This window comes from Streptomyces sp. NPDC047049 (genome assembly GCF_040643995.1).
Lineage (GTDB): Bacteria > Actinomycetota > Actinomycetes > Streptomycetales > Streptomycetaceae > Streptomyces > Streptomyces mooreae.
Map to the genome: position 1 here is coordinate 58,198 of NZ_JBEYVM010000010.1, position 25,036 is coordinate 83,233.

Below are 25,036 nucleotides of genomic sequence, written 5' to 3' on the forward strand. Positions count from 1 at the left end.
TGCGCTCGCTCATGAGGAGTACGCGCTGTTCTCGTGGACGTAGTCGGCGGTCAGGTCGTTGGCCCAGATGACCGCGGACTCGGTGCCGGCCGCGAGGTCGGCGGTGATGCGTACCTCCCGGTAGCGCATGTCGACCAGGTCGCGGTCCTCGCCCACCGAGCCGTTCTTGCAGACCCAGATGTCGTTGATGGCGACATTGAGCTGGTCGGGCTCGAAGACGGCGGAGGTGGTGCCGATGGCGGAGAGCACCCGGCCCCAGTTGGGGTCCTCGCCGTGGATGGCGCACTTGAGGAGGTTGTTGCGGGCGATGGAGCGGCCGACCTCGACCGCGTCGTCCTCGCTGGCCGCGCCCACGACCTCGATCCGGATGTCCTTGCTGGCGCCCTCGGCGTCCCCGATCAGCTGCCGGGCCAGTTCGTCGCAGACCGTGCGCACCGCCTCGGCGAACTCCGCGGTGTCCGGTACGACGCCGGAGGCGCCCGAGGCGAGCAGCAGCACCGTGTCGTTCGTCGACATACAGCCGTCGGAGTCGACCCGGTCGAAGGTGGTGCGGGTCGCGTCGCGCAGTGCCGTATCGAGGGCGGCGGCGGGCAGATCGGCGTCGGTGGTCAGTACGACGAGCATGGTGGCCAGGCCCGGGGCGAGCATGCCGGCGCCCTTGGCCATCCCGCCGACGGTCCAGCTTCCCCCGGCCTCCGGCCCGGTGGTGGCCCCCACCGTGACCTGGGCGGTCTTGTGCACGCTGTCGGTGGTCTTGATGGCGATGGCGGCCTTCTCGCCGCCGTGCCCGGTCAGCTCCGCCGCGGCGCGCTCGATTCCGGGCAGCAGCTTGTCCATCGGGAGCCGCAGGCCGATCAGTCCGGTGGAGGCGATCGCCACCTCGCCGGCGTTGTGCCCCAGCACCTCGGCGGCCTTCTCCGCGGTGGCGTGGGTGTCCTGGAAGCCGAGCGGACCCGTACAGGCGTTGGCGCCGCCGGAGTTGAGGACGACGGCGGAGACCGTGCCGCCCTTGAGGACCTGCTCGGACCAGACGACCGGTGCGGCCTTGACGCGGTTGGAGGTGAAGACACCGGCGGCGGCCAGTCGCGGCCCGTTGTTCACCACGAGGGCGAGGTCCGGGTTGCCGTTCTCTTTGATCCCCGCGGCGATGCCCGCCGCCGTGAACCCTTGTGCTGCCGTGACGCTCACTGCTTCTTCTCCTCCGTCGCTTCGCCGGCCGCCCCGCCGGTCACGCTGTGCTGCCCCGGATCCGTCCGTGTCACGGAGCCACCCCGACCTTCGGAAGTCCCGTCTCCTCGGGGAGGCCGAGGGCGATGTTCATGCTCTGCACCGCGCCGCCCGCGGTCCCCTTGGTGAGGTTGTCGAGGGCGCTGATCGCGATGATCCGGCCGGCCGCGGCGTCCAGCGTCACCTGGACCTGGGCGGTGTTGGACCCGTACACGGCGGCGGTCGACGGCCACTGGCCCTCGGGCAGCAGCCGCAGGAACGGCTCGTCGGCCAGCGCCTTGTCGTACGCGGCGCGGACGGCGGCGGCGTCCACGCCGGGCTTCGCCTTCGCCGAGCAGGTGGCGAGGATGCCGCGCGACATGGGGGCCAGGGTCGGGGTGAAGGACACGCTGATCCGCTCGCCGGCCACCGCGCTCAGGTTCTGGCTCATCTCGGGGGTGTGCCGGTGCCCGCCGCCGACGCCGTACGGGCTCATCGAGCCCATGACCTCGGAGCCCAGCAGGTGCGGCTTGAGGGCCTTGCCGGCGCCGGAGGTGCCGGTGGCCGCGACGATCACGGCCTCGGGCTCGGCGAGCCGGTCCGCGTAGGCGGGGAACAGGGCGAGCGAGACGGCGGTGGGGTAGCAGCCCGGGACCGCGATGCGCCGGGTCCCCTGGAGCGCGGCGCGCCCCCCGGGCAGCTCCGGGAGGCCGTACGGCCAGGTGCCGGCGTGGGCCGAGCCGTAGAAGGCCTCCCAGTCGGCGGAGTCGCTGAGCCGGAAGTCGGCGCCGCAGTCCACGACCAGCACATCCGGCCCCAGCTCCTCGGCGACCGCGGCGGACTGGCCGTGCGGCAGCGCGAGAAACACGACGTCGTGCCCGGCCAGCACCTCGGCGGAGGTCGGCTGGAGCTCCCGGTCGGCCAGCGGGCCCAGATGCGGCTGCAGCCCGCCCAGGCGCTGCCCGGCGTTGGAGTGCCCGGTCAGCGCCCCGATCTCCACCTCCGGGTGCCCCAGAAGCAGGCGCAGCACTTCACCGCCCGCATACCCGCTCGCCCCGGCCACTGCTGCTCGTACCGTCATGGACCTCTCCTCCTTGATGGCATGACTATACGGATAGCGGCAGTTTTATGCAATGGCCGGAGAGGGACGGCCACGGAAGGGGCGCGACGCAAAGATCCCGCCGGATTGGTTGAGTGGTTGACGATGAGGCCGTCGCCGCGCCCCGGACCGCCTTGACTCAGCCCGGCGCATCCATCAGGGCAGTGACATAGGCATCCAGCCGCTCCTCCACGGCTCGCGTCGTCAGCGCCGCCCTCCCCGCCTCCCGCCATGGCTGCGACACCGACCGCACCTCTTCCGAGAGCGCCAGGCCGCCCCGTACCAGCCAGTACAGTCGCTCGCTCGCGGCCGCGGCCAGCACCCCGCCGGCCTCCTCATAGGCCCCGGGGAACCGCAGGCCCCACGCCGGGCCGTGCAGCAGTGCGAGATTGGCGGCACAGTGCGCCACATCGAGATCCGCCGGACCCCAGGAGGCCGCCGCCCAGTCGACGACGCCGGTGATCCGGGCACCTGCCGGCCGCGCGGGCGGCACGTCGAACAGCACGTTGCCGGGCTGGAAGTCCCGGTGCAGGAATCGCCCTGCACAGCGCGGCGCGGGCCCCCGGATCACGTCGATCGCCGCGGCCCAGGCCGCCGCATGGGCACCCTTCGGAACGACCACGGTGCCGGCGGTCGTCAACGCCGCATACGCACGGGGCCGCACGGCGGGTCGCAAGGCGTGGATCGCCACGAGCTGACGGGCCAGCAGCGGAACGCGCGTCTCCAGCCCCTCGTCGTCGAGGACCGGCCGGCCCGCCAGACGGGTCATGAGGAGCGACGGACACTCGCAATGCGCGGCGGTCGGATCAACCGCGACCAGTCCAGGAGCCGGCACACCGGTCCCCGTGAGCAGGGTCAGGGCGCCGGCCTCCCTGTTCAGCCAGTCCTCGGCGTGCTCCACGTTGACGAAGGTCCGCAGTACGAGGTCACGGGCGCCTCCGTCCCGCGCGCCGATGGTCAGCCTCCACATTTCGGCAGTAATGCCGCCGTGCAGCGCTTCAGCTCTGACAATCCGTTCGCCGGCCTGCAGGTGCCGGCTCACCCAAGCCCGTGTCAACGGCCGGACAGCCGCCGCTCCGTCATGGTGGGCCACCGCGCCGACCCCGTTCCTTCCAGCCGCTTACCTGAGGACCTTTGAAGACGGACCCTGACGGAAATCCAGGACACCTCCCACCATATGCGCCACTTCAGTGACTTGAGCGTGGAACCTCTTCGCGGCGCGAGTCCTCTTATATGGGGCGCAAGGGTGCGCATGTGTGCATCTGCATGGGCACTCCCGCACACCAGAGTCATGCACGGCCTGAACATGACGCACGTCAACCTGTGCCGCCCAGGCGGCACGTGGGATACGAGAGGTCTGCTGAATGAAGATTCGCCGCGCCCTGACGGCCGCCGCGGCGGCTGCCGCATTAGCGCCCGCCGCCGTACTGGCCGCACCCGCCGCCGCGTTCGCCGCTGACGGAGGCCCGGCATCCCCGGACCGCGACGGGGCCACCCGTCACGCCCCGGCGAAGCCGCCGAAGGCCGCCGGGACCGTCGAAGGGCCCCATAAGGAGACCGCCGGTGCGAGAGATGCCACCGGTGGAGGCAAGGACGCCGGTGACTCCGACGGTGCGGGTCAGTCCTGCGCGTTCGAGTCCGACCAGTTGCAGGCGGCCGTCCACGGGCTGCCGCGCCAGCTGACTGCGGGCGGCGCCTGGACCCCCTTCACCATGACGCTCGCCAACACCACCGGCAAGCCCCTGGAGGAGGTCCAGCCCTCCCTGCTCGTGTCCTCCGCCCAAGATGTCGACCGGCCGTACTGGGAGCTGGAGACCGAGTACCGGGACGCCAAGACGGGGAAGTGGAAGACCTTCCACGACGCCCTGCCGGAGGACCTGTTCGGCTTCTTCGCCATCGGTCCGCACAGCAGCATCACGCTGCAGCTGCGCACCCACGCGGTCAAGAACGCCAAGCCCGGAGCCGGATACGCGCTCGCCGCCGGCGACTACCGCAACCACGACGGTTCCTGTGGCTCGGCCAAGGAAGCCTGGTACGACTTCACCATCCTGCGTGCGGACGCGAAGCCGACGCAGCCCCCGACCGGCAAGCCGGGTGAGCCGGGTGAACCGGGTGGCACGGCCGCGCCCGGACAGAGCGCCGCGTCCGGCGGCGGTACGGGTGGTTCCGGTTCCACCGGTGGCCTCAGCCCGCAGGGCGGCGGCGAGCTCGCCGCGACCGGCTCCTCGCCGGCGCTCCCGCCGGTCGCTCTCGCCGGCGGAGCCGCGATGGTGATCGGCGCGGGTGCAGTCATCGGCGTACGCCGCCGGAAGGGCCTGGCCGGTCCGGGCGCCACGGACGTCACCGCGTAATCCCCCGCCACTTTCCCAGGAACCTGTTGACCCACCCCAAGGATCCACGGCCTTGGAACCCGATGACACGGGAAACGAAGGCTCCAGGGGTCCGACGAACCAGGAGAGAGATCTTCATGAAACTGCGCCGCGCCCTGTCGGTCTCGGCCGCGACGGTCGCCCTGCTCCCGGTGGCGATGGCCGCCGCGCCCGCCGCCCAGGCGGCCCCTGCCGCGAAGCTCCCGAAGTGCTCCGACCTCGACACCGGGGAGAACCACCACACCTTAGTGGGCCGCTCGTTCGGCATACCCAAGTCGATCGCCCTCGGCAGTCAGTGGACGAGCTACACCGCCACGCTCACCAACGCCTCGGCGAAGGAGCTGAAGTCGTTCGAACTCAGCGCCAAGCTGGGCAGTTACATCTACAACGAGGGCGAGCGCGACCTGAGCCCGTACGGCGATCTGCAGTACTGGGACACCACGCAGCACGCCTGGAAGACGCTGCGCCAGGCCGACGGAAAGGCCCGCGGCACCCTCCCCGCCCCGAAGACGCTGAAGCCCCGCGAGTCCGTCCACGCACAGCTGCGGTTCAGGGTGAGCAAGGACCTGCCCATGGACCAGGCGTACGACGCGTTCACCGGCATCACCGGCGCCTTCACCGACCGCTACCGTGACACGGACTGCACGGCCGAGGTCGACGAGGCCGGCGCTTTCTCTCCCCGCAAGGGCTGAAACCCACGGGGGGGCTGCCGCCGTCGCGCCCCGAGGGCGGCGGCCCCCTATGGCCCTCCCGATCTGCCGATGAAAACCTCTGTCCGCAGGGGATGCGGAGGGAGATGCGGTGAGGCTGACCATGAATTGAGTTGCGGCGGGACCGGTGAGCCCGGTGAGCTGATTCCATGGACGGTGCCACCGAGCAGGAGCGGCCGGCGAGGGCCGGGAGAGCCCGCGCGATCACCGGGCGACCGGCTCCCCGGTACGGACCGGCGGTGCTCGTGGCCCTGATGCTGGCCGCCTTCACGTTCAACACCGCGGAGAACCTGCCGATCGGCCTCCTGGAGCTCATCTCCGAGAACCTTCATGTGTCCCTGCCGGCGGCCGGCCTGCTGGTCACCGGGTACGGCGTGACCGTGGCCGCTGCCTCCTTGCCGCTCACCCACGCCCTGCGGACGGTGGCCCGACGCCATCTGCTCACGGCACTACTGGCGACGCTCGTCGTCTCCAGCCTGGTTGCTGCGCTGGCCGCCTCCTACTGGCTGCTCCTCGTGGCACGGCTGCTGACCGCGCTCGCCCAGGCCTTGTTCTGGGCCGTGATGGGGCCGGTCGCGGTGGGCCTGTTCGCGCCCCGGGCCCGCGGGCGAGTGGTCGGGGCGCTGTCCGTCGCCGGTTCGCTCGCCCTCGTGATGGGTGTTCCCGCCGGAACCTGGCTGGGTCAGCACAGCGGCTGGCGGTTGCCCCTCGCCCTGCCGGCGGCTCTGGGGTTCATCTCTCTGGTGACGATCGCCGCTCTGCTGCCGACCTCACGTCCGGAAGAAGAACCTGCCGCCTACGGAACCGCCCCGGACGCCCGCCGGTTCGGGACGGTGCTGGTGGCCGGGGCCCTGTCCGCCACCGGGGCCTTCGCGGGATTCACCTACCTCGTGAAGTTCCTGGGCGACGTGAGCGGGTTCTCCCCCGGCACGGTCAGTGCCCTGTTCGTGGTTTTCGGTGGTGCGTGTCTGGCCGGGGTGAGCGTCACCGGCGTGCTGCTGGACCGCTTTCCGCAGTCCGCGCTGAGCGCTGCCGTTGCCACGCAGGCGGCGGGGATGCTCGGTCTCTATGCGGCCGGCACCGATCCGGTGGCGGCGGTGGGGTTCCTGGTGCTGATGGGCGGTGCACTCGGGCCGGTGTTCATGGCCACCCAGCACGCGATGCTGCGCTGCGCACCGGGCCGCACGGATCTCGCACTTGCGGCGAACTCCGGTTCCTACAACGCGGGTATCGCGGCGGGCGCCGCACTCGGCGGACTGATCCTGCCGCTGGCCGATGTGCGGGGCACCTTTCTCGCCGGCGGGCTGCTGACGTGCGGGGCCTGCGCGGTGCTCGTCGGTGGGCGGGTGTCCGCCCGGCGGCGATGAGAACGCCCGTACCGCTTCACCGAAAACGGGAGCACCAGCTCGGGAGGCCCGGGAGGCCCGCCCCCGGCGGGTGGACCCCAGCTCTTGACGGCCTCCGCGATCCAGCGTCCACGGCCGGTGCTGGCACTGGCATCGGTACCGGGACTGACGTCGGCACCAGCACCGGCAACACATAGCGAAGGCAAGGAGGTTACGCGCTCCTTGCCACTCTCAACCTATAGCGCACCGGGGGTCTTGCGGCAAGGCCCGGGAGGTGCCGCAGAATGTTCGGCCAAGGCCAGGACCTGCGCAAATCACGCATGTGCGAGGTGCGTGGGCCGTTGTCGGCGTTTGTCGATGTTGATGCATGTCGACCCATGTCGCTGCGTGCCGACGCATGGGTGGTGTGCGGGTGTCCTGCCGTCGGCCTGCGCGGGGCGGCCGGCCGACATCACCTCTCATGGAACGGGGCGTATTGATGATTGACGTGATCGTGGTCGGCGGCGGGCCGACCGGGTTGATGCTGGCCTGTGAGCTGCGGCTGCACGGCGTGCGGGTGGTCGTGCTGGAGAAGCTGGCCGGGCCGACCGGGGAGTCCCGCGGGCAGGGGCTCCACGCGCGCAGCGTCGAGCTGATGGACCAACGCGGCCTGCTGGACCGGTTCCTCGCGGTCAGTGAGAAGTTCCGGGCCGGCGGGCTTTTCGGCGGCATCATGAAGGCGTGGCCGGACCGGCTGGACACGGCTCACCCGTACGCCCTCGCCGTCCCGCAGCCGGTCACCGAGCGGCTGCTCAACGAGCGTGCCGTCGAACTCGGTACCGAGATCCGGCGCGGCTGCGAAGTGGCCGGGCTGAGCCAGGACGAGGACGGGGTGACCGTCGAGCTGGCGAGCGGAGCCGGCACGCACCTGCGTGCGCGTTACGTCGTCGGGTGCGACGGCGGTCGCAGTGCGGTGCGCAAGCTGCTCGGGGTCGGTTTCCCCGGTGAGCCCGCCACCGTCGAGACGCTGCTGGGTGAGATGGAGGTGGCCGAGGATCCGGCGGCGATCGCTGCCGTCGTCGAGGACGTACGCAAGACCCAGCTGCGGTTCGGCGTCGCGCCCACGGAGGACGGGGTGTGCCGCGTCATCGTGCCCGCCGACGGGGTGGCCGAGGACCGGGCGACCGCGCCGACCCTGGAGGAGTTCAGGCGGCAGCTGCGGGCGACCGCGGGCACCGACTTCGGGGTGCACTCGCCGCGCTGGCTGTCCCGGTTCGGCAACGCCACCCGGCAGGCGGAGCGCTACCGGGTGGGCCGGGTCCTGCTGGCCGGTGACGCGGCGCACATCCACCCGCCGACCGGCGGGCAGGGGCTCAACCTCGGCGTGCAGGACGCCTTCAACCTCGGCTGGAAGCTGGCGGCCGAGGTCGGTGGCTGGGCGCCGGAGGGGCTGCTGGACAGCTACCACGCCGAACGGCACCCGGTGGGCGCCGCCGTACTGGACAGCACCCGCGCGCAGATGACGCTGCTGGGGACCGATCCGGGGGCGACCGCACTGCGGGGACTCTTCTCGAAGCTGATGGACTTCGAGGAGGTGAACCGGTACGTGACCGGGATGATCACCGCGGTCGGGGTCCGCTACGACGTCGGCGAGGGCCACGAACTGCTCGGCCGGCGGCTGCGGGACGTACAGCTGAAGCAGGGGCGCCTCTACGAGTTGATGCACGGCGGCCGCGGACTGCTGCTCGACCGGACCGGCCGGCTCTCGGTGGCGGGCTGGGCGGACCGGGTCGACCACGTCGTCGATGCCAGTGACGAACTGGACGTGCCCGCGGTGCTGCTGCGGCCGGACGGCCATGTGGCGTGGGTGGGTGACGAGCAGCAGGATCTGCTCCGCCGGCTGCCCCGGTGGTTCGGCGCGGCGGCCGGCTGAGCAATGCGGTGAGCCGGCCAGTTCGAGACGTCCGGGGCGGGGCGGGCGGTCGGGGCGGGTCGGGCGGTCGGGGCAGGCGGGGCCGACGGGGCGGTGCAAGCGGGCCGAGGCAGGCGGGGGGCGGGGCCAACGAGTCGGAGCAGGTCAGGGCAGTGGGGGCAGAACAGTTCGGGTCAGGGAGACCGGTCCGGCAAGGCGGCGGCGTGCCGGGCGCGGGACAGTGCGACCAGGACTTCCTGGGCGGCTCGCTCGCCGGAGCGCACCGCTCCCTCCATCAGGCCGTGCATCAAGGTGGCCGACTCGGTACTGGCCCAGTGGATCCGGCCGGCCGGCTCGCGCAGCGCACTGCCGTAGTTGGTCAGGGTGCCCGGCGGGAAGTGGCCGATCATCCCGCCCAGTGACCACTGTTGGGCGGACCAGTCGGTCTCCAGGTACTGGGCGGGGTGACGCGCCTCGGGACCGAACCGCTCGGTCAGCGCGTCCAGCCAGATCTCCCGCCGCCGGGCCGGGTCCAGGCGTCCCAGGCGCAGGGCTCCGGTGCTGAACGCATAGCTGCTGAGTACTCCCGGCCGTCCCGACCGCGGCGTCTGGTCGATGGTGACCGGGACGGGCGACCGGGGTGCCAGGGTCTGGCCCGACAGGTGCTGCTCGCGCCAGAAGGGCTGGGGGTAGACCGTGTGCACCCGGATGATGGCGCCCGGCACCACCCGCTGCAGCAGATGGCTGTAGCGGGTGGGAAGCGGCGGATCGAAGGTGATCCGCCCCGCCAGCACCGGGGGCGTCGCCACGATCACCCGCTGCGCCCGCACGGTGAGCGAGGAGGAAACCACCTCGATACCGGTGGCGTCGTGGGCGATCCGCTCAACGGGGCTGGACAGGTGCACCCTTGGCCCCAGTTGCGCGGCCATCCGCCTCGCCACTTCGGGGGCTCCGCCGTCCACGAGGTGGGATTCGGTCTTCCTGGTGTCGGTGTAGTAGCCGAAACCGCCGCCGCCCCGGGCCAGGGTGAGGGCGCCCAGCAGCGATACCTCCGCCGGGTCGGCGCAGAACAGCAGGTTCATGGTCGATCCGAGCAGGGTGCGGGCGGTGGCCGAGGGCACGTTGCGCGGGTCGGAGAGCCACTGCCCGAGGGTGCGGGCGTCCCATGCCCGGGCGCCCCGGGCGGACCACGGGGCATCCGCCGGGAGGCGCCGCGTCATCAGTTGCAGCCGCGCCAGCGCCAGGCCGAGGGCGAAGAGGTTCTTGGGGCCGGTGGCGGGGAGGGGGCCGTGGTAGCGGTGGTTGACTCCGTCGAGGCGCAGGAGGTGATCGCCCTGCTCGTACTGGCGGTACACCTCAAGTCCCAGTTCCCGGCAGAGCTGGAACATCCGGTCCTGCCCCTTGCCCAGCCAGGTACCGCCGGCCGACACCACGGTCCCGTCGGGAAGTTCACGGTTCCACACCCGCCCGCCCACCCGGTCCCTCGCCTCGACCACCACCACCTCATGGCCGGCCTGGACCAGACGTCTCGCGGCGGCGAGTCCGGCGAACCCGGCACCCACCACGCACACGTCTGCCCGCAGCTGTTCCATGACCCACCTCCAGGCCCAGCCTCGCCCACCGGGCCGTGCTCCGCCCGGCGGGTGATCCATCAGGGCGCGAACGGCGCGCCGGCGGACCCGCACGTCGGCAGCCCCGGCACGTCGGCGGTCCGGCACATCAGCAGCCCCGGCATCAGCGTCCCGCCTCAGGTCAGCGGCGACGCCGTTCCCAGCCGGCCCGGAGCAGCACCGCCGCACGAGCGCGGCGCTCGGCGCTCGGCGCTCAGTGCTCAGTGCTCAGTGCTCAAAGACGCTCACCTCTCCGGGCTCGGTCTCCAGCACCTCACGGTCGAAGAGCAGCATGCCCAGGAAGAAGAGCCCGCCCACGAGGAGCAGCCCCACCACGATCAGGACGGGGACCAGCGCCTCCGGGGGCGCCACCAGCACACAGAGCGAGACGACCGACCACACCAGCGCGCAGATCGCGACCGGCAGCTCGAAGCGCCCGAGGCTGAACGCGCCCCTTTTGCGGTCCAGCCGTCGGCGCACCACCAGGTAGAGGACGATCGTCGAGCCGTAGATGATCGCCGGGAGAATCGTCGACGCGGTGATCAGCTTCAGCAGCGCGGCGCCCGGCAGCGCGACCATCAGGACGACTCCGACGACGAGGATCAGGACCGTCGCCGGGACCGGCGTGCGCGTGCGGGGGCTGACCCGTCGCATCAGCCCGTGGGCCGGGAAGCGCGCGTCGCGCGACATCGCGAAGACGATCCGCGAGCATGCGGCCATCACCACCATCCCGGCACCGAAGAACGCGAAGGCGATCGCCACCAGCAGGGTTCTCTCCATCACCGGGCCGAGCTGTTCGCGCATGATCGCGGCGACCGGCGAGCCGCTGGCGGTGATCCGTGGGATGTCGTTGATCGCGACCGTGAGCGCGATCAGGAACAGCATGCCCAGCAGCCCGGCGGCCACGACGGATCCCACGATCGCGCGCGGGACGCTGCGGTAGGGGTCCTTGGCCTCCTCGGCCAGGTTCGCCGCGGCGTCGAAGCCGACGAGCGTGGCCAGGCCCATGATCATCGCGAGCATCAGCCCGCCGCCCACGGCGAAATACTCCGGGGCGTTCTCGGTGACACCGCGCGAGGTGAGGTTGCCGGCCGTGCCGTGGCCCGTGATCGGCACGGCGATGAAGAGCGCGATCGCCACCACCACGACCAGCACCAGTTCGAGCCCCACCGCGCTCGCGTTGATCACGCTGACGATGCGCGTCGAGGCCACGGCGAGCACGGCCTGGATGAGCAGCACCACCAGTGTGATCACACGCGCGGTGTCTTCGTCGGGCCGGAGGCCGGCGAGCGGCATGAAGGCCTGACTCGCGAGTGCGTTGTCGACCGCCACGACCGCGATCGCCAGGTAGCAGAAGGTCAGCCAGCCGAACCCCCAGCCGACCTTCGGGTTGGCCAGCCGCGAGGCCCATTGGTAGGACGAACCGCTCAGCGGGATGCGGGCCGCGAGCTGGGCGACCACCAAGGCCACCAGCGTCTGTCCCACCGCCGCGACGGGCCACAGCCAGATCCCGACCGGCCCCGCGTTCTGCAGCACGTCGTCGTAGGTCCCGAAGATGCCCACCGCCACCGAGATGAACGCGAACGAGATCGCGAACACCTGGAAGGAGCCGAGCGTCCGCTTCAGCTCCTGCCGGTATCCCCCGAGCTCGACGGAGTCCTCGCCGGCCTGCGTGTTCTTCGCGGCCTCGGCCATCTCGGGCACCTCACCTTCACCGGGCCCCGGCGGCCACCCGCCCAGGTATCTCATGGCGGGCGCCGCTGCGGCGTCGGGCATGCCCTGATGCGGGTGGATATAGCCCGGTTGCGGGACGGATGACGCGCTGTCCGGACGGTGGAACTGCCGGACGGGTGGTGGAGTACCCAACCGGGCGGTGGGGGTGCCTGTCTACCGGGCGGTGGTGCGCCCGGCGCGGAGCACATGGCCGCTGAACACATCGGCGTCGGCAGCGGCACCGGCGTCGGGAGTGGGTTCGCCCAGGTATCGCGCGAGCAGTTCCGGCCCCGTGAAGTCCTCGATGTCGTCCAGCTTCATCGCGCGCAGCTCATCGGCGAGGCCGTCCGGGGTGAAGTGGCTGAGCCAGGGTTCGCCGAACTCCGCCACCCGCCGTGTGGCGGCCTCGTACGCGGCGCGGAGCTCCGGCGGCATCGTGGGCGACGGTTCGAGGTAGTAGTCGAAGACCACTTCGACGGGCGCGGTGTGCTCGGCCACGCAGCGCAGTGTGGCGAGGACGGCGTCCCGTGTCAGGTAGGGCGTGACCCCGAGCCAGATGAAGAACGCCGGTCGGTGGCGGTCCAGCCCGGCCGCGTCCAGGGCCTCGGCGAGGGTGTCGCGTTCGAAGTCGATCGGGGCGAAGACCAACGACGGCGGGAGGGCGATCCCGGCCGCGGCCAGCTGCTGCCGCTTCCACTCCTGGGTGTCCGGATGATCGACCTCGAACACCGTCAGGCCGGCGTGCGGGTTGCGGCAGGCGAAGGTGTCCAGGCCGGCGCCGAGTACGACGACCTGCCGGGTGCCGGCGGCCACCGCGGAGGCGAGCGAATCCTCGGCGAAGCGGCTGCGCGCGGCGACGAACCGGATGTTGTGCCGGGCGATCGGGTCGTCGGACGGCGGCAGCAACACGTCGGGGTCGAGGGGGAGGTGGAGGATCTTCGATGCCAGCGGGTCGGTGAAGAACCGCTGGGGATCGGCTTGGTGGCGCGCTCGGGCGTGCGCTGTCCGCATCGCGGTACGGCTCGGCTGACCGGCTTCCATGTGTTCCCCCAGTAACTTCCGGCTCAAGGGCCTCAGGCATTTCGTGTGGCACACCGGAGTATTCCGTGTGTGATGCCGGTCCGTGCGGGATTCCCGGTCTACTCGCCCCGCCAGGAGCCCGTCTTCTCGCCCCGCCAGGAGCTGGTCAGCCCTGGTCAGTCCCGGTCAGCCCTGGTCGTGCCCGGGGTGGGTGGCCGCCCAGCCGTTTTCGAGCAGGGCGAAGGCTGCTTCGGCGGCACGGCTCGGGTCGGTGTGCCGCTGGATGAGCCCACGGGTCTCCAGCGCGAAACGGGCGAGGGCGGCGCAGGTGACGTCGCCCTCGGGGGCGCCGGTCTCCTCGGCGATGGCCTGCGCCACGGCCGTTTCGTGGCGCATCCACATGCGGTGGGAGTAGTCGCGCAGCGTCGGAGTGCCCTCCACCATGCGCAGGAACGGGGCGCACCGCGGATCCTTGGCGAGGTCCTGGGTCCGCAGGAGGTGCTCGCGCAGCGCTTGCGGGATCGACTGTCCGGGGGCACGTTCCCGCACGGCGGCGACCAGCCCCGCCTCGATGTCGTCCTCCTCGTCGAAGACCAGCGCCTCCTTGCTCGGGAAGTGCTTGAACAACGTGGTCACCGACACGTCGGCGGCGTCGGCGACGTCCTTGACGGAGACCTGGTCGTAGCCCCGGTCGAGGAAGAGCTCCAGTGCGGCATCGGCCAGCGACTTGCGGGTTCGGGCCTTCTTGCGCTCACGGCGCCCGGTCGGTTCGGTCACCGTCGCAGCGTATCCCGAAGGGCATCACGAAGCGCACTCACTGCGAAAGTTAAGTCATTGCACTTATTTAGTGAGTGTGCTTTCTTGGTCGTGCCGGACCTCCCGGCGGATCACCCACTTCCGAGGGGACGAGCCCCATGAACGCCACGCGTGACCCCCGCATCGCCGTCGTCGGCGCCGGCCTGGGGGGCCTTGCCTGCGCCCGGGTCCTGCAGCGCCACGGTCGCTCCGTCACCGTCTGGGAGCGGGAGGCCTCCGCCGGAGCCCGCGCACAGGGCGGCTCTCTCGATGTGCACGCCGGGACCGGTCAGGCCGCCCTGCGCGCGGCGGGGCTGCTCGACCGCTTCCGCGCCCTCGCCCGGCCCGAAGGCCAGGAGTGGCGCCTGCTCGATCCCGCCACGGCCGCCGTCCTGCCCGCGCAGGGCCCGCCGGACGACCACGGCGAGGAGGACAGGCCGGAGATCGACCGCGGTCAGCTGCGGGGGCTGCTCCTGGATTCGCTCACCGCGGGCAGCGTGCGGTGGGACCGTGCCGTCAGCGCGGTCACCCCGCTCGGGGACGGCACCGGCCGCCTGCTCTTCGGCGACGGCACCACTGAGGACTTCGACCTGGTGATCGGCGCCGACGGCGCCTGGTCACGAGTGCGTCCGGCCCTGTCGGACGCCGTACCGGGCTATACCGGTGTGACCCTCGTCGAGGCCGGCTTCGAGGACTGCGACACCCGTCATCCCGGTCTGGCACGGATGGTCGGCGTCGGCACCATGGTGGCCATGGCCGACAGCAAGGTGCTGTTCGCCCAGCGCAACAGCAACGGCCGCATCCGCGTCTACATAGGCTTCCGCGGACCGGAGGACCGGCAGGTGGCCGCGGGTGTGGAGCCCGGTGACACGGCGGCCGTGCGGGCGCACCTGCTCACGATGTTCGACGGCTGGGACGAGCGCCTGCTCGCACTGCTGCGGGACAACGACGGCGGCTTCATCCACCGGCCCGTCTTCGCGCTGCCCGCCCCGCACACCTGGGAGCACGTCCCCGGTCTCACGCTGCTGGGCGACGCCGCGCACCTGATGCCACCGCTCGGGCTGGGGGCCAATCTCGCCATGCTGGACGGCACCGAACTCGCCCGGGCCCTCGTCGCCGAACCCTGCGTCGACGACGCCGTCCGTGCGTACGAGAGCGTCATGCTGCCGCGCTCGGCCGAGGCCGCCAAGGACTGTGCGGAGGGGCTGGCGCATCTCCTTCCCCCGACGGGCGCCTGAGCACGCCCCGCCACCCCTACGGGTACGGGGCGGGGCGGCCCGGTGGGGAAGGGGCGGCCCGGTGGGGAAGGAGGAGGATCAGCAGCGGTTCAGGAACGCGGCGGGCCGGACTGCTCGTCCCGGGCCGCGTTCTTCTCCTTGATCCGGGCCGCTTCCTTGCGGACCTCGGCCTGGGTGGCGCGCTCCTTCTGCAGCCACTCGGGACTGTCCTTCTTCAGCGCCTCGATCTGCTCCGTGGTGAGGGGTTCGGTGACACCGCCCCGCGCGAGGCCCGAGATGGAGACGCCCAGCTTGGCCGCGACCACCGGCCGGGGGTGCGGGCCGTTGCGCCGCAGGTCCTGCAGCCACTGGGGCGGATCGGCCTGCAGGGCGTTCAACTCGGTGCGCGAGACGACACCCTCCTGGAACTCGGCGGGGGTGGCCTCGAGGTACACACCCAGCTTCTTGGCCGCGGTGGCGGGCTTCATCGTCTGGGTGGTCTGGTGCGACGTCATGGTGTCCAGGGTATCGATCGTGTGCGCTACCTCCGACCACGACCGGTAGCCTGTGCACGTGACTGGCTCGGAAGTATCCCCTTCGTTCCGTCTCGCGTATGTCCCGGGGGTGACGCCCACGAAGTGGGTGCGGATCTGGAACGAGCGGCTTCCCGACGTTCCCCTGACCCTCGTCGCGGTGTCGGCCGCGCAGGCGTGCGACGTCCTGCGGGGCGGCGACGCCGACGCGGGTTTCGTGCGGCTGCCGGTGGACGGGGCGGACCTCAGCGCGATCCCCCTCTACACCGAGACGACCGTCGTCGTGGTCCCGAAGGACCACCTCGTGACGGCCGCCGACGAGGTGTCCGCCGAGGACCTGGCCGACGAGATCGTGCTGCACCCCCTCGACGAAACCCTCGACTGGGAGCAGCGGCCGGGGCGGCCCGCGAACGACCGCCCCGCCACGACCGCGGACGCCGTGGAGCTGGTGGCGGCAGGGGTGGGCGTCCTCGTCGTCCCGCAGTCCCTCGCCCGCCTGCACCACCGCAGGGACCTCACCTACCGGCCGGTGTCGGACGCCCCGGCGTCACGGGTCGCACTGTCGTGGCCGCAGGACGAGACCACCGACCTGGTGGAGGACTTCATCGGGATCGTCCGCGGGCGGACCGTCAACAGCTCACGCGGGCGCCGCCCGGACCCGGCCCCGGCGCAGCCGAAGGGCAAGCGCGGCGAGACCGGCGGCGCGCGGCACAAGCCCGCGGCCGGGAAGACGGCAGGGAAGACGGGCAAACCGGCGGGGAAATCGGCCGGGAAGCCGTCCGGCAAGAGTCCGCGGGGTGGTTCCGGCGGTTCCGGCGGTTCCGGCGGCGCGAGGGGCGCCAAGCGCGGCAGGCCTCGGCGCCGGTCGTAGCCCGCGGGGGCCGCCCACGGCGCCCGCGCGCACTGCATCCGGACAGGGCGAGGCCGCCGTCCCGCCGCGGGGACGGCGCACCGCTGCCGCGCCGCGGACGTCTACGGCTCCCGCGCCTGAGGCGCGCTCAGTGCTGCTCAGGCGTGCTCAGGCGTGCTGCGGAACCTCGTCCTTCATGGCCGTCCTGATCTGTTCCCGCAGCTCCGGGCTGTCCTGGTGTCCGTGGACGGATACCGCGTGCTCGGTGGCGGCGCGGAGCACTTCTTCCTCCTCGCCGGCGATGACGAGGGTGCAGTTCATCTCGCTGGGCTGGTCCCGGCAGTCGATCTTCTTGCGCATGGTGCACCTCCTGTCCCCTCCTCTCCCCCAGTGTCGGCCCCCGTGTCGTCCGGGGTCACCACCCGCCGCATACGGCGAATCCCGTATGGCGCGCGGGGTGGCCGTCCTGTTGCAGTGAGAGGAGGACGAGAGGGAGATGAGGACGAGGAGGTGAGAGACGTGACGGCCTCCGCCGGTGTCACCCCCGGCGCCTCGGTGGACGAGGACCGGGTACAGGAGTTCCTGGAGAGGGTGATCGCCGACAGCGGCGCCGCGGTCGCCGGCCTGTGCACCTCGCTCGGTGACCGGCTCGGCCTGTACCGGGCCATGGCGGGCGCCGGCCCCCTCACCTCCGTACAACTCGCCGCCCGTACAGGGCTGGTCGAGCGCTACGTCCGCGAATGGCTGACCGCCCAGGTCGCCGGCGAATACGTCAGCTACGCGCCCGGCACCGACACCTACCTGCTGCCCGACGAGCACGCCGCCGTCCTGGCGGACCCGGATCTGCCGACGTACGCGGCGGGGTTCTCCACCGTGCTGCGGGCGGTCTACGCCACCGAGGACATCCTCGTGGAGGCCTTCCGCACCGGTGCGGGCGTCGGCTGGGAGGAACACGGAAGCGCGCTGTTCGCCGGCACCGCGCAGTTCTTCCGCCCCGGGTACTCGGCCGCGCTGGCGCCAAAGTGGCTGGCCGCGCTGGACGGTGTGGTGGAGAAGCTGGAGCGCGGCGCGCGCGTCGCCGACGTCGGATGCGGCTACGGCTACTCCACGACGCTCATGGCCCAGGCCTTCCCCCGGTCGCGCTTCGAGGGCTTCGACTTCCACCGTCCGTCCATCGAAGCGGCCCGCGGCATCGCGGCCGAGCGGGGACTGGACAACCGGGTCAGCTTCCAGGTCGCCACCGCCCAGGACTTCCCGGGCGAGGGCTTCGACCTGATCACGTTCTTCGACTGCCTGCACGACACCGGCGACCCGGGCGGCGCGCTGCACCACGCCGAGCAGGCCCTGGCCGACGGCGGCACCTGCATGGTCGTCGAGCCGAACGCCTCGGCCAACGCCCAGGAGAACGTCAGCCCCGTCGGACGGGCGCTGACCGCGAGCTCGGTTGCCGTCTGCCTGCCGTCCGCGCCGGCCCAGCACGGTCCGCAGGCACTGGGAAACCACGCGGGTGAGGAGGTGCTGCGGCAGCTCGCCGACGAGGCCGGACTCCATCACTGGCGACTCGCCGCACAGAGCCTCGTCAACCGCGTCTATGCCGTCGGGCGCTGAGCCGCCTGACGCGCCCGGCCGGTCTTCCCCCGGCCGGCCGGGTGGGCCTCGTGTGACCGGCCCGTGCCCATCGCGGCACGCGTTCGGCTTGCCTGTGCACCGCGCGGGGCGTTCGGCTGCTCCCGCGTGTGGCTGCTTCCGCCCCCTCGGCACGCGTTTGACGGGCCTGTGCCCCCTCGGCACGCTGGAGGTATGAGCGCGGCCGCGGAGGCCGGCCTGCGGCGCATTCTCGCTGTCGTGGACCTCCTGATCGATGCCGTCGACGAGGACACCCTTGTTCCGGCGCTGCTTCCGCTGCTGCTCGGTGCCGTTCCCGGCGACAGCATCATCTGGTCGCCCCGCGCCGGCTCCGCCGACCGGCCGCTCACCGTGCCCGCCGGTCTGTTGACCCCGGACATACGGGAGGCGTTCGCGCGCGAGTCGGCGGCCGATTCCCTCGTCACCCACACCACCCTCGGCCCCGGCACCGCGATGCGCCGCTCCACCCTGCAGACCCGCGGCACCTTCCACGCCCTCGCCGCCTATGCCGACGTCTACCGGCCGCTGGGCGCCGAGCAGCAGCTCGCGATGTCGTTCCCCGCGGGCTACGCGGCCGGTGTGCCGCGGAAGGTGTGCGTGGCGATCAGCCGCAGCGGCAGCGACTTCTCCGACGACGATGTGGCGGCCGCGGCCCTGCTGCGCACCCGGCTCAGCCACGTCCTCAACCGGCTCGCCCCGCCCACGCCTGCGCCGTCCCCCGTCACCCGCCGCGAGTCGGCCGTGCTCACCCTGCTCGCCCGCGGTCTGACGAACCAGCAGATCGCCCACCGGCTGGCGATCAGTCCGCGCACGGTCGACAAACATCTGGAACACGCATACGCAAAGCTGCAGGTGGGCGGCCGGGTCGAGGCGGCGAACGCCTGGCTGACCAGGGGGCCGGCGGCACTGCGGCTCGCGCCGTAAGGCCCGGCCCGCGGCGGGCACCGCTTCAGCACGGCGGGCGCCGCTCACGGCAGCCGGGGCCGCTCACCGCGGCAGGGCGTGGCGCCGGTAGGTGACCTTGTTGTGGCGGACCTGGGTGACCTCGACGCTGAGGTGCCGGTCCAGGCCGAGGGGGAAATGGGCCGTACAGCGCACCTCGTCGTACGGCACGGGCCGGAGGTCGCCGGAGCAGTGCACCGCGTCGGGCCCGTTGCGGAAGGGCAGGGTGAGCTGGCCGCTGAGCGTTCTGGCGATCTCGGTGCGCGGCACCGTGTGGGTACCGTCGTCGACCTCGCTGGTGGCGTCGCGGGCGCGGAGGTGGACGACGGCGAGCGTGCACACGCCCGCGAGGGTGAGGGCCGTGATGAGGGCGGTGACGAGGCCGATGACCAGGCCGCGCCGTGGTGGATCCGCGGTCACCGCCGTCAGCTCCCGGTGCCGCGGGGGTGCCGCCGGCGGGCGAGGGCTCCCCAGCCGGCCGCGGCCAGCAGCAGCAGTCCGCCCGCGGTCGTGGCCGCCCGGCCGGTGCCGGCCGCGCCGCCGAGGCCGGTGTCCGCGCCGCCCTGGGGCACGACCTCGTCGGCACCACCGGAGACGGTCATGGTGCCGGTGAGGGTCTTCCGGCCGTCGCCGGCTTGCTCCCCGTACTCCTCGCCGCGTCCGCTGCCGTGGCCTTCGCCGTCCTCCCCGCCGCGCACCGTGCCGTCCGCCTCGTCGCCCGTCCGGCCGGTGTCCAGGGCGCTCTGCCGGGCCCGGGAGGTACCGCCGCAGGTGAGGGTGACCCGGTAGGAGCCGGGCGCGGTGTTCTCCGGCAGGATCGCGCTGCCGCCGAGCCGCCCGCTCCGGTCGGCGAGTTCCAGCGCGGGGATGTTCGCGTCGTCGAAGGTGGCCTCCGCGGTGTCGCCGGAGCACTGCCCGCCGTCGGAGACGGAGAAGGCGGCGCCCGGTGTCACCGGATCGGGCTGCACGACCACCGCGTCCGCGGTCTCCGGCGCGGCGCCGGCCTCGGCGGCGGCTCCGGTCACCGTGCCGGTGCCGGTGCCGACGGCGGCATCGGCACCGCCGTCGTCGCCGAAGAGCAGGACGGACACCGCCAGGGCACCGGCCGCCAGCGCGTACAGAGGAATCTGACGTATGGGCATAACCCGAGAGAAGCGTCCGGCCCGGCGGCGCGCACCTCGATGGCGGGCCCCGGCAAGGCCGACTTCCGCGCGAGACACCGGACCGTCGCCTCTTCCCGCAGGTCACAAGGGTGCGTACGCCCCGGACGGCGGAACCCGCCGGATGGGCTTTCCGGGTGGTGCCCGAGGGCGGCCCCGGCACTTGAACCTCACGCCGCGTGAGGAGGCATCGTTGCTCCATGAACGCCGCCACCTGGAAGGTCGGGGCCCTCGCCGAGGCGAGCGGACTGACCGTACGCACCTTGCACCACTGGGACACCATCGGCCTGCTGTGCCCCTCGCAACGCACGGCGGGCGGACACCGGGAGTACACGGAGGACGATGCCGTCCGGCTCTATCAGGTGCTCGCGCTGCGGAACCTGGGACTCGGGCTGGAGTCCATCGGCGTCTGCCTGGACAGCGGGATCGATCCGGCCGTGAAGCCCCGCCCCGTGAAGCCCCACCCCCTGAAGGAGCCCGTCATGCACCGTCGCACCCGTACCCGTATCGCCGTGGCCTCGACGCTGCCCACCCTGCTCGCCGTTGCGGCGTGTGGTGTGCTCGCCGCGACCGGCGCCCTCGCCTGGCGGATCCCGTGCTCCGGGCTGGTCGCGCTCGTGTTCCAGGGGGTGCTGACCGCTGTGCGGCTGCGCCGCGGGCCGGCGGCCGGTACGTCGTAGCGCGGGGCCGGCCTCATGCCTCCAGTTGGAGGTCCCACTTCCTGCCGGACCGGCCGGTGAGGGTGGTCACCGAGAGCGGCTGGACGTCTATCCGCCAGTACGTGTGCGGTGGGGCCTGGAGTGCGTAGACCAGGGCGGCGCGGACGACACCGGGCTCGGCGACCGCGAGGAGTCCGTCGGCGTCCTCGACCGGCCGGGTGTCCAGCCAGCCGCCGACGCGCGTGATGAAGGCCAGCAGCGACTCCCCGCCGTGCGGCGCCACGCGCGGATCGGCCAGCCAGGCCTCCACCGCGCGCGGCTCCTCGGTGGCCACCTCGCCCAGCGTGCGGCCGTGCCAGCGCCCCATGTCGCAGTCGCGCAGCGCCGGTTGCGGGAGCGGGCGCAGGCCGAGGGCTTCGCCGGTGTCCCGGCAGCGGGCCGACGGCGAGCAGTAGCGCAGTTCGGCGGCGGCGAGCCGGCACAGGACGGGCGCGGCCCGCTCGGCCTCGCGCCATCCCGCGGCGTCGAGCGGGCGGTCGTCGCCGAACCGCGTTCCGAGCAGCGCGGAGCTGCGGCCGGCGGCGAGCAGCTTCAGTCGGATGCTCATCCGCCGATGGTAAGAGCAGTAACGCCGCAATGGCCCTTGTTGATCACATCTCGACAGGACCCGGGTCGATCAGCCCGAGGGTCATCCACTGCTCCGGGGAGACCAGGGGGCGGAAGCCGACCTTCTCGTACATGCCGTGGGCGTCCTTGGTGGCCAGCGTCAGGCGGCTCGGCCCGCAGGGCGCCAGGTGGTCGGCGATGGCCTCGACCAGGGCGGTGCCCAGGCCCTTGCCGCGGTCGTCGCGGCAGATGTAGACGTCGCAGAGCCAGGCGAAGGTGGCGTGGTCGGTCACCACCCGGGCGTAGCCGGCCTGACGGCCGGAACCGGCCTCGTACAGACCGAAGTTGAGCGAGCCCGCGACGGCGCGGTCATGCAGCTCCCGGGACCGGCCCACGGCCCAGTAGGCGTCGGCGGACAGCCAGTGGTGGACGAGGCCGGCGTCCAGGCGCGCCGGGTCGGTGGAGATCTCGTAGCCGTCGAGGGCGTGATCGTTCATGCCGGGAGGTTCGCAGAAGGGCGGGGCGGCGTCGAGCCGTTACCGGTGGGGAGCGTTCCGGCCGGCCCGCTGTACTTGCGGGGAGGGTCCGGCCGCCCGCTGTACTTGCGGGCAGGGGAGCCGGCGCGCCCCTCCCCGCCCCGCCCGTTCAGCCCGCCGGTACCCCCAGCTCCTCGCACGCCGCGCGGAGCCTGCGGACGCCTTCCGTGATCTCGGCGGTGCCGGACGCGGCCGCGAAGCTCAGCCGCAGATGCGCGGCCGGCGGCTCGGCGGCGAAGTACGGCCGGCCGGCCGCGACCGCGACGCCCGCCCGCAGCGCCGCACCGGTCAGCGCCGCCTCGTCGGTGCCGTCCGGCAGCCGCAGCCAGAGGTGGTAGCCGCCCGGCGGGACGTAGAGGCCGCCCGGGGCGTCGTGGCCGTACGCCGACCCGTGCCGCCCGCCCGGCCCGGCGAGGCCCGGCAGGTACCGGTGCAGGGCCGCGGTCAGGGCATTGCGGCGGACGGTCAACTCGCCGGAGATCAGCCGCAGATGGCGCGGCCAGGCGGGCGAGCCGACGAGTTCCAGGGCGGTTTCCTGGAGCGGGCCCGGAACGAAGAAGCTGTCGACGACCTGGATGGCACGCAGCCGGTCGAGGACCGGACCGTGCGCGGCCAGGGCACCCACCCGCAGGTTGGGCGAGGTGGCCTTGGTCAGCGAGCGGACATGGACGACCGTGCCGTCCCGGTCGTCCGCCATCAGGGTCGGCGGCAGCGCGGGGGCGTCGCCGTGGACCAGCAGCCGCGCGAAGTCGTCCTCGATCACGAAGGCGCCGGCCGCGCGGGCCACTCGCAGCACCTCGCGGCGCCGGTCGTCGGCCAGCACCGCGCCGGTCGGGTTCTGGAACAGCGGCTGGCAGACGAACAGCCGCGCGCCGCTGACCCGGAAGGCGTCCGCGAGCAGGTCCGTACGGACCCCGTCCGCGTCCACCGGTACGGGCACCGGCCGCAGTCCGGAGGCGCGGGCCACCGCCAGCATGCCCGGGTAGGTCGGGGACTCGACGAGCACCGGGGCGCCGGGGGCGGCGAGGGCACGCAGGGCGGCGTTCAGCGCGCTCTGGCCGCCCGCGGTGATCAGGACGTCGCTGGCGGCCAGCGGACCACCGGGGCCGGCGATCTCGCGGGCGAACCAGGCCCGCAGCTCCGCCACCCCGCCGACCGTGGGGCGCCCCCAGACGCCCGGCCGCCGTCCGGCGCGGGCCAGGGCGGCGGCGAGGGCGCGCTCCGGCTGGAGATCGGGGTGCAGATAGCCGCCGATGAGTTCGATGACACCGGGCGCCGGGGTGGCGAGCGTGGCGAGCACACCCGAGGCGTCGACACTGCGCGGCACCTGGTCGCCGGCCGGCTCGGCGCTCAGCGCGATCTCCTGCCAGGAGGTGTCCACCGGCCGGGGCGCCTCGCCGCGCGGCTCGGCCCGGAAGGCCCCCGCGCCCGGCCGGGTCACGACCAGGCCCTCCGCCGCCAGCTCGGCGAGCGCCCGGGAGACGGTCACCGGACTGACCCGGTGCCGCTCCACGAGGGCGCGACTCGACGGCAGCTTCTCTCCTGGAGAGTAGCGGTTCAGCTCCACTCGCAGGGTCGCGGCCAGCTCGGCGCCGCTGCTACGCTCTTGCATGAGAGACAACGATAGCGCTACCGCCGCCACGGCGATAGCGGTCAGCACCCCGGACGCCCCGGTCACCGCCACCCCGGTCACGGCCGCTCCGGAGAACCGGCAGCCGCCCAAGGCCCCGCGGCTCCCGGAGGCCGCGGGCGGGGCGGCCGGCCGGGGCGCGCTGCTCGCCGCGCTCGGCGTCGCCGCCTTCTCGCTCACCTTCCCCGCGACCGCCTGGGCGCTGGAGGGCATGGGGCCGTGGACGGTGGTGATGCTGCGCAGCGTGCTGGCCACCGTGCTGGCCGGCGGTGCGCTGGCCGCGTTCCGGGCGCGCCTTCCCGAGCGGCGGCACTGGTCGGGCATCGCGGTCGTCACGGGCGGCGTGGTCCTCGGCTTCCCGCTGCTGACCACCCTCGCGCTGCAGACGTCCACCACCTCGCACGCGGCGGTCGTCGTCGGTCTGCTGCCGCTGACCACGGCCGCCTTCTCGGCCGTACGGACCGGTGCCCGGCCCTCCCGGACGTTCTGGATCGCCTCGCTGGTGGGCGCCGTCGTCGTCATCGGCTTTGCGGTGCAGCAGAGCGGCGGGGCGCCGGGCCGCGGGGATCTGCTGCTGTTCGGATCGCTGCTGGTGTGCGCGGCCGGCTACACGGAAGGCGGGCGGCTCGCCCGCCATATGCCGGGCTGGCAGGTGATGGGCTGGGCGCTGGTGCTGGCGCTTCCGGTCACGGTGACGGGCGCGGCGGTGGCGCTGTCCGCGGAGCCGCTGCGGCTCACGGTGCACTCGGTCGGCGGAGTGCTGTGGCTGGCGTTCGGCTCGCAGTTCCTCGGGATGGTCGCCTGGTACCGCGGGATGGCCGCGATCGGCATCTCCAAGGCGAGCCAGCTGCAGCTCGCCCAGCCGCTGCTGACCCTGCTCTGGTCCGTGCTGCTGCTGGGCGAGCGGCTGCCGCCGGCCGCCCCCGCCGCGGCGCTGGCGGTCCTGGCGTGCATCGCGGTCACCCAGCGGGCCCGTGGATGACCGCTCGGTGCCCCGGTGCGCACCGGGGCACCGAGCCGCCGCGGCCACCGGCCCACCGAAAGGGATGAACCTGCGCTTTCCGGGGTGCGTCCGCGGCCCGCGGACGTAAACTTGCCGCGACGGCAGGTACCGCCGTCCGGGTCATTGCCAGGCCCGTACACCGTGGAAATCGTTGGCCGTTCAACCGTCGGCCGTCGCACTGTCGGCCCGCGGGTCGTACGGCCGCCCCGAGGCGGGGAGGACCCTGATGCACGCAAAAAGGGGCGACCGGCTGGTGGTGCACGGCAGGACCGTCGGGCATCACGACAAGGTCGTCGAAATCGTCGAAGTACTGGGCCCGAACGGCGATCCGCCCTACCGCGTCCGCGCCGAGGACGGACATGAGGCGATCATGTCTCCCGGCCCCGACTCGGTCGTCCGGCACGACAAGGCCACCGACATGGACCCCGGCCGGTAGACACTGTCCGCCGGTAGCCACCACCGGGCGGCGGAACCGGCCGGCGGACACCGCTCCGGCCCGGCAGCGGAATCTCCTC

General features: G+C 72.8%; 25 protein-coding genes. 11 read left to right on the plus strand and 14 right to left on the minus strand.

Annotation, left to right across the window (positions count from 1 at the left end):
* Positions 1–9 precede the first annotated feature (9 nt).
* From argJ to ABZ851_RS22315, 3 genes are all read right to left on the minus strand, one after another.
* Positions 10–1,188 carry a bifunctional glutamate N-acetyltransferase/amino-acid acetyltransferase ArgJ gene (gene argJ / locus ABZ851_RS22305; protein WP_361130304.1) on the minus strand — a complete coding sequence of 393 codons (1,179 nt, stop codon included), beginning with the start codon at positions 1,186–1,188 and terminating at the stop codon, positions 10–12.
* A gap of 70 nt (positions 1,189–1,258) precedes the next feature.
* The gene (gene argC, locus ABZ851_RS22310) at positions 1,259–2,287 is read right to left on the minus strand and encodes an N-acetyl-gamma-glutamyl-phosphate reductase (RefSeq protein ID WP_361130307.1); all 1,029 of its coding nucleotides are present in this window, start codon (positions 2,285–2,287) and stop codon (positions 1,259–1,261) included.
* Between the two features lie 157 nt (positions 2,288–2,444).
* Positions 2,445–3,398, minus strand: a complete 954-nt coding sequence (locus tag ABZ851_RS22315; protein WP_361130310.1) for an aminoglycoside phosphotransferase family protein — start codon at positions 3,396–3,398, stop codon at positions 2,445–2,447.
* 271 nt (positions 3,399–3,669) lie between these two features.
* Here ABZ851_RS22315 and ABZ851_RS22320 point away from each other — a divergent pair, with 271 nt between their 5' ends.
* The 4 genes from ABZ851_RS22320 (at position 3,670) to rox (ending at position 8,642) form a co-directional block, all read left to right on the plus strand.
* Positions 3,670–4,656, plus strand: coding sequence for a hypothetical protein (locus tag ABZ851_RS22320; protein WP_361130313.1), 987 nt, complete (start codon positions 3,670–3,672; stop codon positions 4,654–4,656).
* Positions 4,657–4,772: 116 nt separating this feature from the next.
* Complete coding sequence (locus ABZ851_RS22325; protein ID WP_361130316.1) at positions 4,773–5,366, plus strand: hypothetical protein; 594 nt, start codon at positions 4,773–4,775, stop codon at positions 5,364–5,366.
* A gap of 272 nt (positions 5,367–5,638) precedes the next feature.
* Positions 5,639–6,751: an MFS transporter gene (locus tag ABZ851_RS22330; protein WP_361130698.1), complete on the plus strand. Its 1,113-nt coding sequence runs from the start codon at positions 5,639–5,641 to the stop codon at positions 6,749–6,751.
* 457 nt (positions 6,752–7,208) lie between these two features.
* Positions 7,209–8,642 (plus strand): rifampin monooxygenase, encoded by a 1,434-nt coding sequence (gene rox, locus ABZ851_RS22335; protein WP_361130319.1) that lies wholly within the window; start codon positions 7,209–7,211, stop codon positions 8,640–8,642.
* Positions 8,643–8,815: 173 nt separating this feature from the next.
* Here rox and ABZ851_RS22340 read toward each other — a convergent pair whose 3' ends face one another.
* The 4 genes from ABZ851_RS22340 to ABZ851_RS22355 form a co-directional block, all read right to left on the minus strand.
* Positions 8,816–10,213, minus strand: a complete 1,398-nt coding sequence (locus ABZ851_RS22340) for an FAD-dependent oxidoreductase (protein WP_361130322.1) — start codon at positions 10,211–10,213, stop codon at positions 8,816–8,818.
* Positions 10,214–10,459: 246 nt separating this feature from the next.
* A complete protein-coding gene (locus ABZ851_RS22345; RefSeq protein ID WP_361130325.1) occupies positions 10,460–11,926 on the minus strand; it encodes an APC family permease in 1,467 nt (488 codons plus the stop codon).
* Positions 11,927–12,118: 192 nt separating this feature from the next.
* Entirely contained in the window at positions 12,119–12,985 is an 867-nt protein-coding gene (locus ABZ851_RS22350; RefSeq protein ID WP_361130328.1) for a class I SAM-dependent methyltransferase, read from the minus strand.
* A gap of 165 nt (positions 12,986–13,150) precedes the next feature.
* Positions 13,151–13,741 (minus strand): helix-turn-helix domain-containing protein, encoded by a 591-nt coding sequence (locus ABZ851_RS22355; RefSeq protein WP_361130331.1) that lies wholly within the window; start codon positions 13,739–13,741, stop codon positions 13,151–13,153.
* Positions 13,742–13,878: 137 nt separating this feature from the next.
* Here ABZ851_RS22355 and ABZ851_RS22360 point away from each other — a divergent pair, with 137 nt between their 5' ends.
* The gene (locus ABZ851_RS22360) at positions 13,879–14,997 is read left to right on the plus strand and encodes an NAD(P)/FAD-dependent oxidoreductase (protein ID WP_361130334.1); all 1,119 of its coding nucleotides are present in this window, start codon (positions 13,879–13,881) and stop codon (positions 14,995–14,997) included.
* Positions 14,998–15,086: 89 nt separating this feature from the next.
* Here ABZ851_RS22360 and ABZ851_RS22365 read toward each other — a convergent pair whose 3' ends face one another.
* A complete protein-coding gene (locus ABZ851_RS22365) occupies positions 15,087–15,491 on the minus strand; it encodes a DUF5997 family protein (RefSeq protein WP_336050295.1) in 405 nt (134 codons plus the stop codon).
* A gap of 58 nt (positions 15,492–15,549) precedes the next feature.
* Between ABZ851_RS22365 and ABZ851_RS22370 the strand changes: the two genes are divergently transcribed.
* Positions 15,550–16,380, plus strand: coding sequence for a LysR substrate-binding domain-containing protein (locus tag ABZ851_RS22370; RefSeq protein ID WP_361130337.1), 831 nt, complete (start codon positions 15,550–15,552; stop codon positions 16,378–16,380).
* 147 nt (positions 16,381–16,527) lie between these two features.
* Here the strand turns inward: ABZ851_RS22370 and ABZ851_RS22375 are convergent, their stop codons facing one another.
* On the minus strand, positions 16,528–16,719 hold the full coding sequence (locus ABZ851_RS22375) for a DUF1059 domain-containing protein (RefSeq protein WP_088796820.1): 192 nt from the start codon (positions 16,717–16,719) through the stop codon (positions 16,528–16,530).
* A gap of 159 nt (positions 16,720–16,878) precedes the next feature.
* On the opposite strand from ABZ851_RS22375, the gene ABZ851_RS22380 reads away from it, so the two are divergent.
* The gene (locus ABZ851_RS22380; RefSeq protein ID WP_361130340.1) at positions 16,879–17,967 is read left to right on the plus strand and encodes a class I SAM-dependent methyltransferase; all 1,089 of its coding nucleotides are present in this window, start codon (positions 16,879–16,881) and stop codon (positions 17,965–17,967) included.
* 192 nt (positions 17,968–18,159) lie between these two features.
* A complete protein-coding gene (locus ABZ851_RS22385) occupies positions 18,160–18,909 on the plus strand; it encodes a helix-turn-helix transcriptional regulator (protein ID WP_361130343.1) in 750 nt (249 codons plus the stop codon).
* Between the two features lie 63 nt (positions 18,910–18,972).
* Here ABZ851_RS22385 and ABZ851_RS22390 read toward each other — a convergent pair whose 3' ends face one another.
* Together ABZ851_RS22390 and ABZ851_RS22395 are read right to left on the minus strand one after the other, a co-directional pair.
* Entirely contained in the window at positions 18,973–19,347 is a 375-nt protein-coding gene (locus ABZ851_RS22390; protein ID WP_361130346.1) for a DUF4333 domain-containing protein, read from the minus strand.
* A 5-nt stretch (positions 19,348–19,352) separates the two neighbouring features.
* Positions 19,353–20,069 carry a hypothetical protein gene (locus tag ABZ851_RS22395; protein WP_361130349.1) on the minus strand — a complete coding sequence of 239 codons (717 nt, stop codon included), beginning with the start codon at positions 20,067–20,069 and terminating at the stop codon, positions 19,353–19,355.
* Positions 20,070–20,287: 218 nt separating this feature from the next.
* Between ABZ851_RS22395 and ABZ851_RS22400 the strand changes: the two genes are divergently transcribed.
* Positions 20,288–20,767 carry a MerR family transcriptional regulator gene (locus ABZ851_RS22400; RefSeq protein WP_361130352.1) on the plus strand — a complete coding sequence of 160 codons (480 nt, stop codon included), beginning with the start codon at positions 20,288–20,290 and terminating at the stop codon, positions 20,765–20,767.
* A 13-nt stretch (positions 20,768–20,780) separates the two neighbouring features.
* On the opposite strand, the gene ABZ851_RS22405 is transcribed toward ABZ851_RS22400, so the two are convergent.
* The 3 genes from ABZ851_RS22405 to ABZ851_RS22415 all read right to left on the minus strand — a co-directional run bounded on the left by ABZ851_RS22405 (position 20,781) and on the right by ABZ851_RS22415 (position 23,500).
* Complete coding sequence (locus ABZ851_RS22405) at positions 20,781–21,353, minus strand: histidine phosphatase family protein (protein WP_361130355.1); 573 nt, start codon at positions 21,351–21,353, stop codon at positions 20,781–20,783.
* A gap of 43 nt (positions 21,354–21,396) precedes the next feature.
* On the minus strand, positions 21,397–21,849 hold the full coding sequence (locus ABZ851_RS22410; RefSeq protein ID WP_336050309.1) for a GNAT family N-acetyltransferase: 453 nt from the start codon (positions 21,847–21,849) through the stop codon (positions 21,397–21,399).
* Positions 21,850–21,997: 148 nt separating this feature from the next.
* Entirely contained in the window at positions 21,998–23,500 is a 1,503-nt protein-coding gene (locus ABZ851_RS22415) for a PLP-dependent aminotransferase family protein (protein WP_361130358.1), read from the minus strand.
* Between ABZ851_RS22415 and ABZ851_RS22420 the strand changes: the two genes are divergently transcribed.
* Positions 23,499–24,500: a DMT family transporter gene (locus tag ABZ851_RS22420; protein ID WP_361130361.1), complete on the plus strand. Its 1,002-nt coding sequence runs from the start codon at positions 23,499–23,501 to the stop codon at positions 24,498–24,500. The two genes, ABZ851_RS22415 and ABZ851_RS22420, sit on opposite strands and share 2 nt — an antisense overlap.
* 247 nt (positions 24,501–24,747) lie before the next feature.
* Positions 24,748–24,957 (plus strand): DUF1918 domain-containing protein, encoded by a 210-nt coding sequence (locus ABZ851_RS22425; protein ID WP_361130364.1) that lies wholly within the window; start codon positions 24,748–24,750, stop codon positions 24,955–24,957.
* The last annotated feature ends 79 nt before the right edge of the window (positions 24,958–25,036 follow it).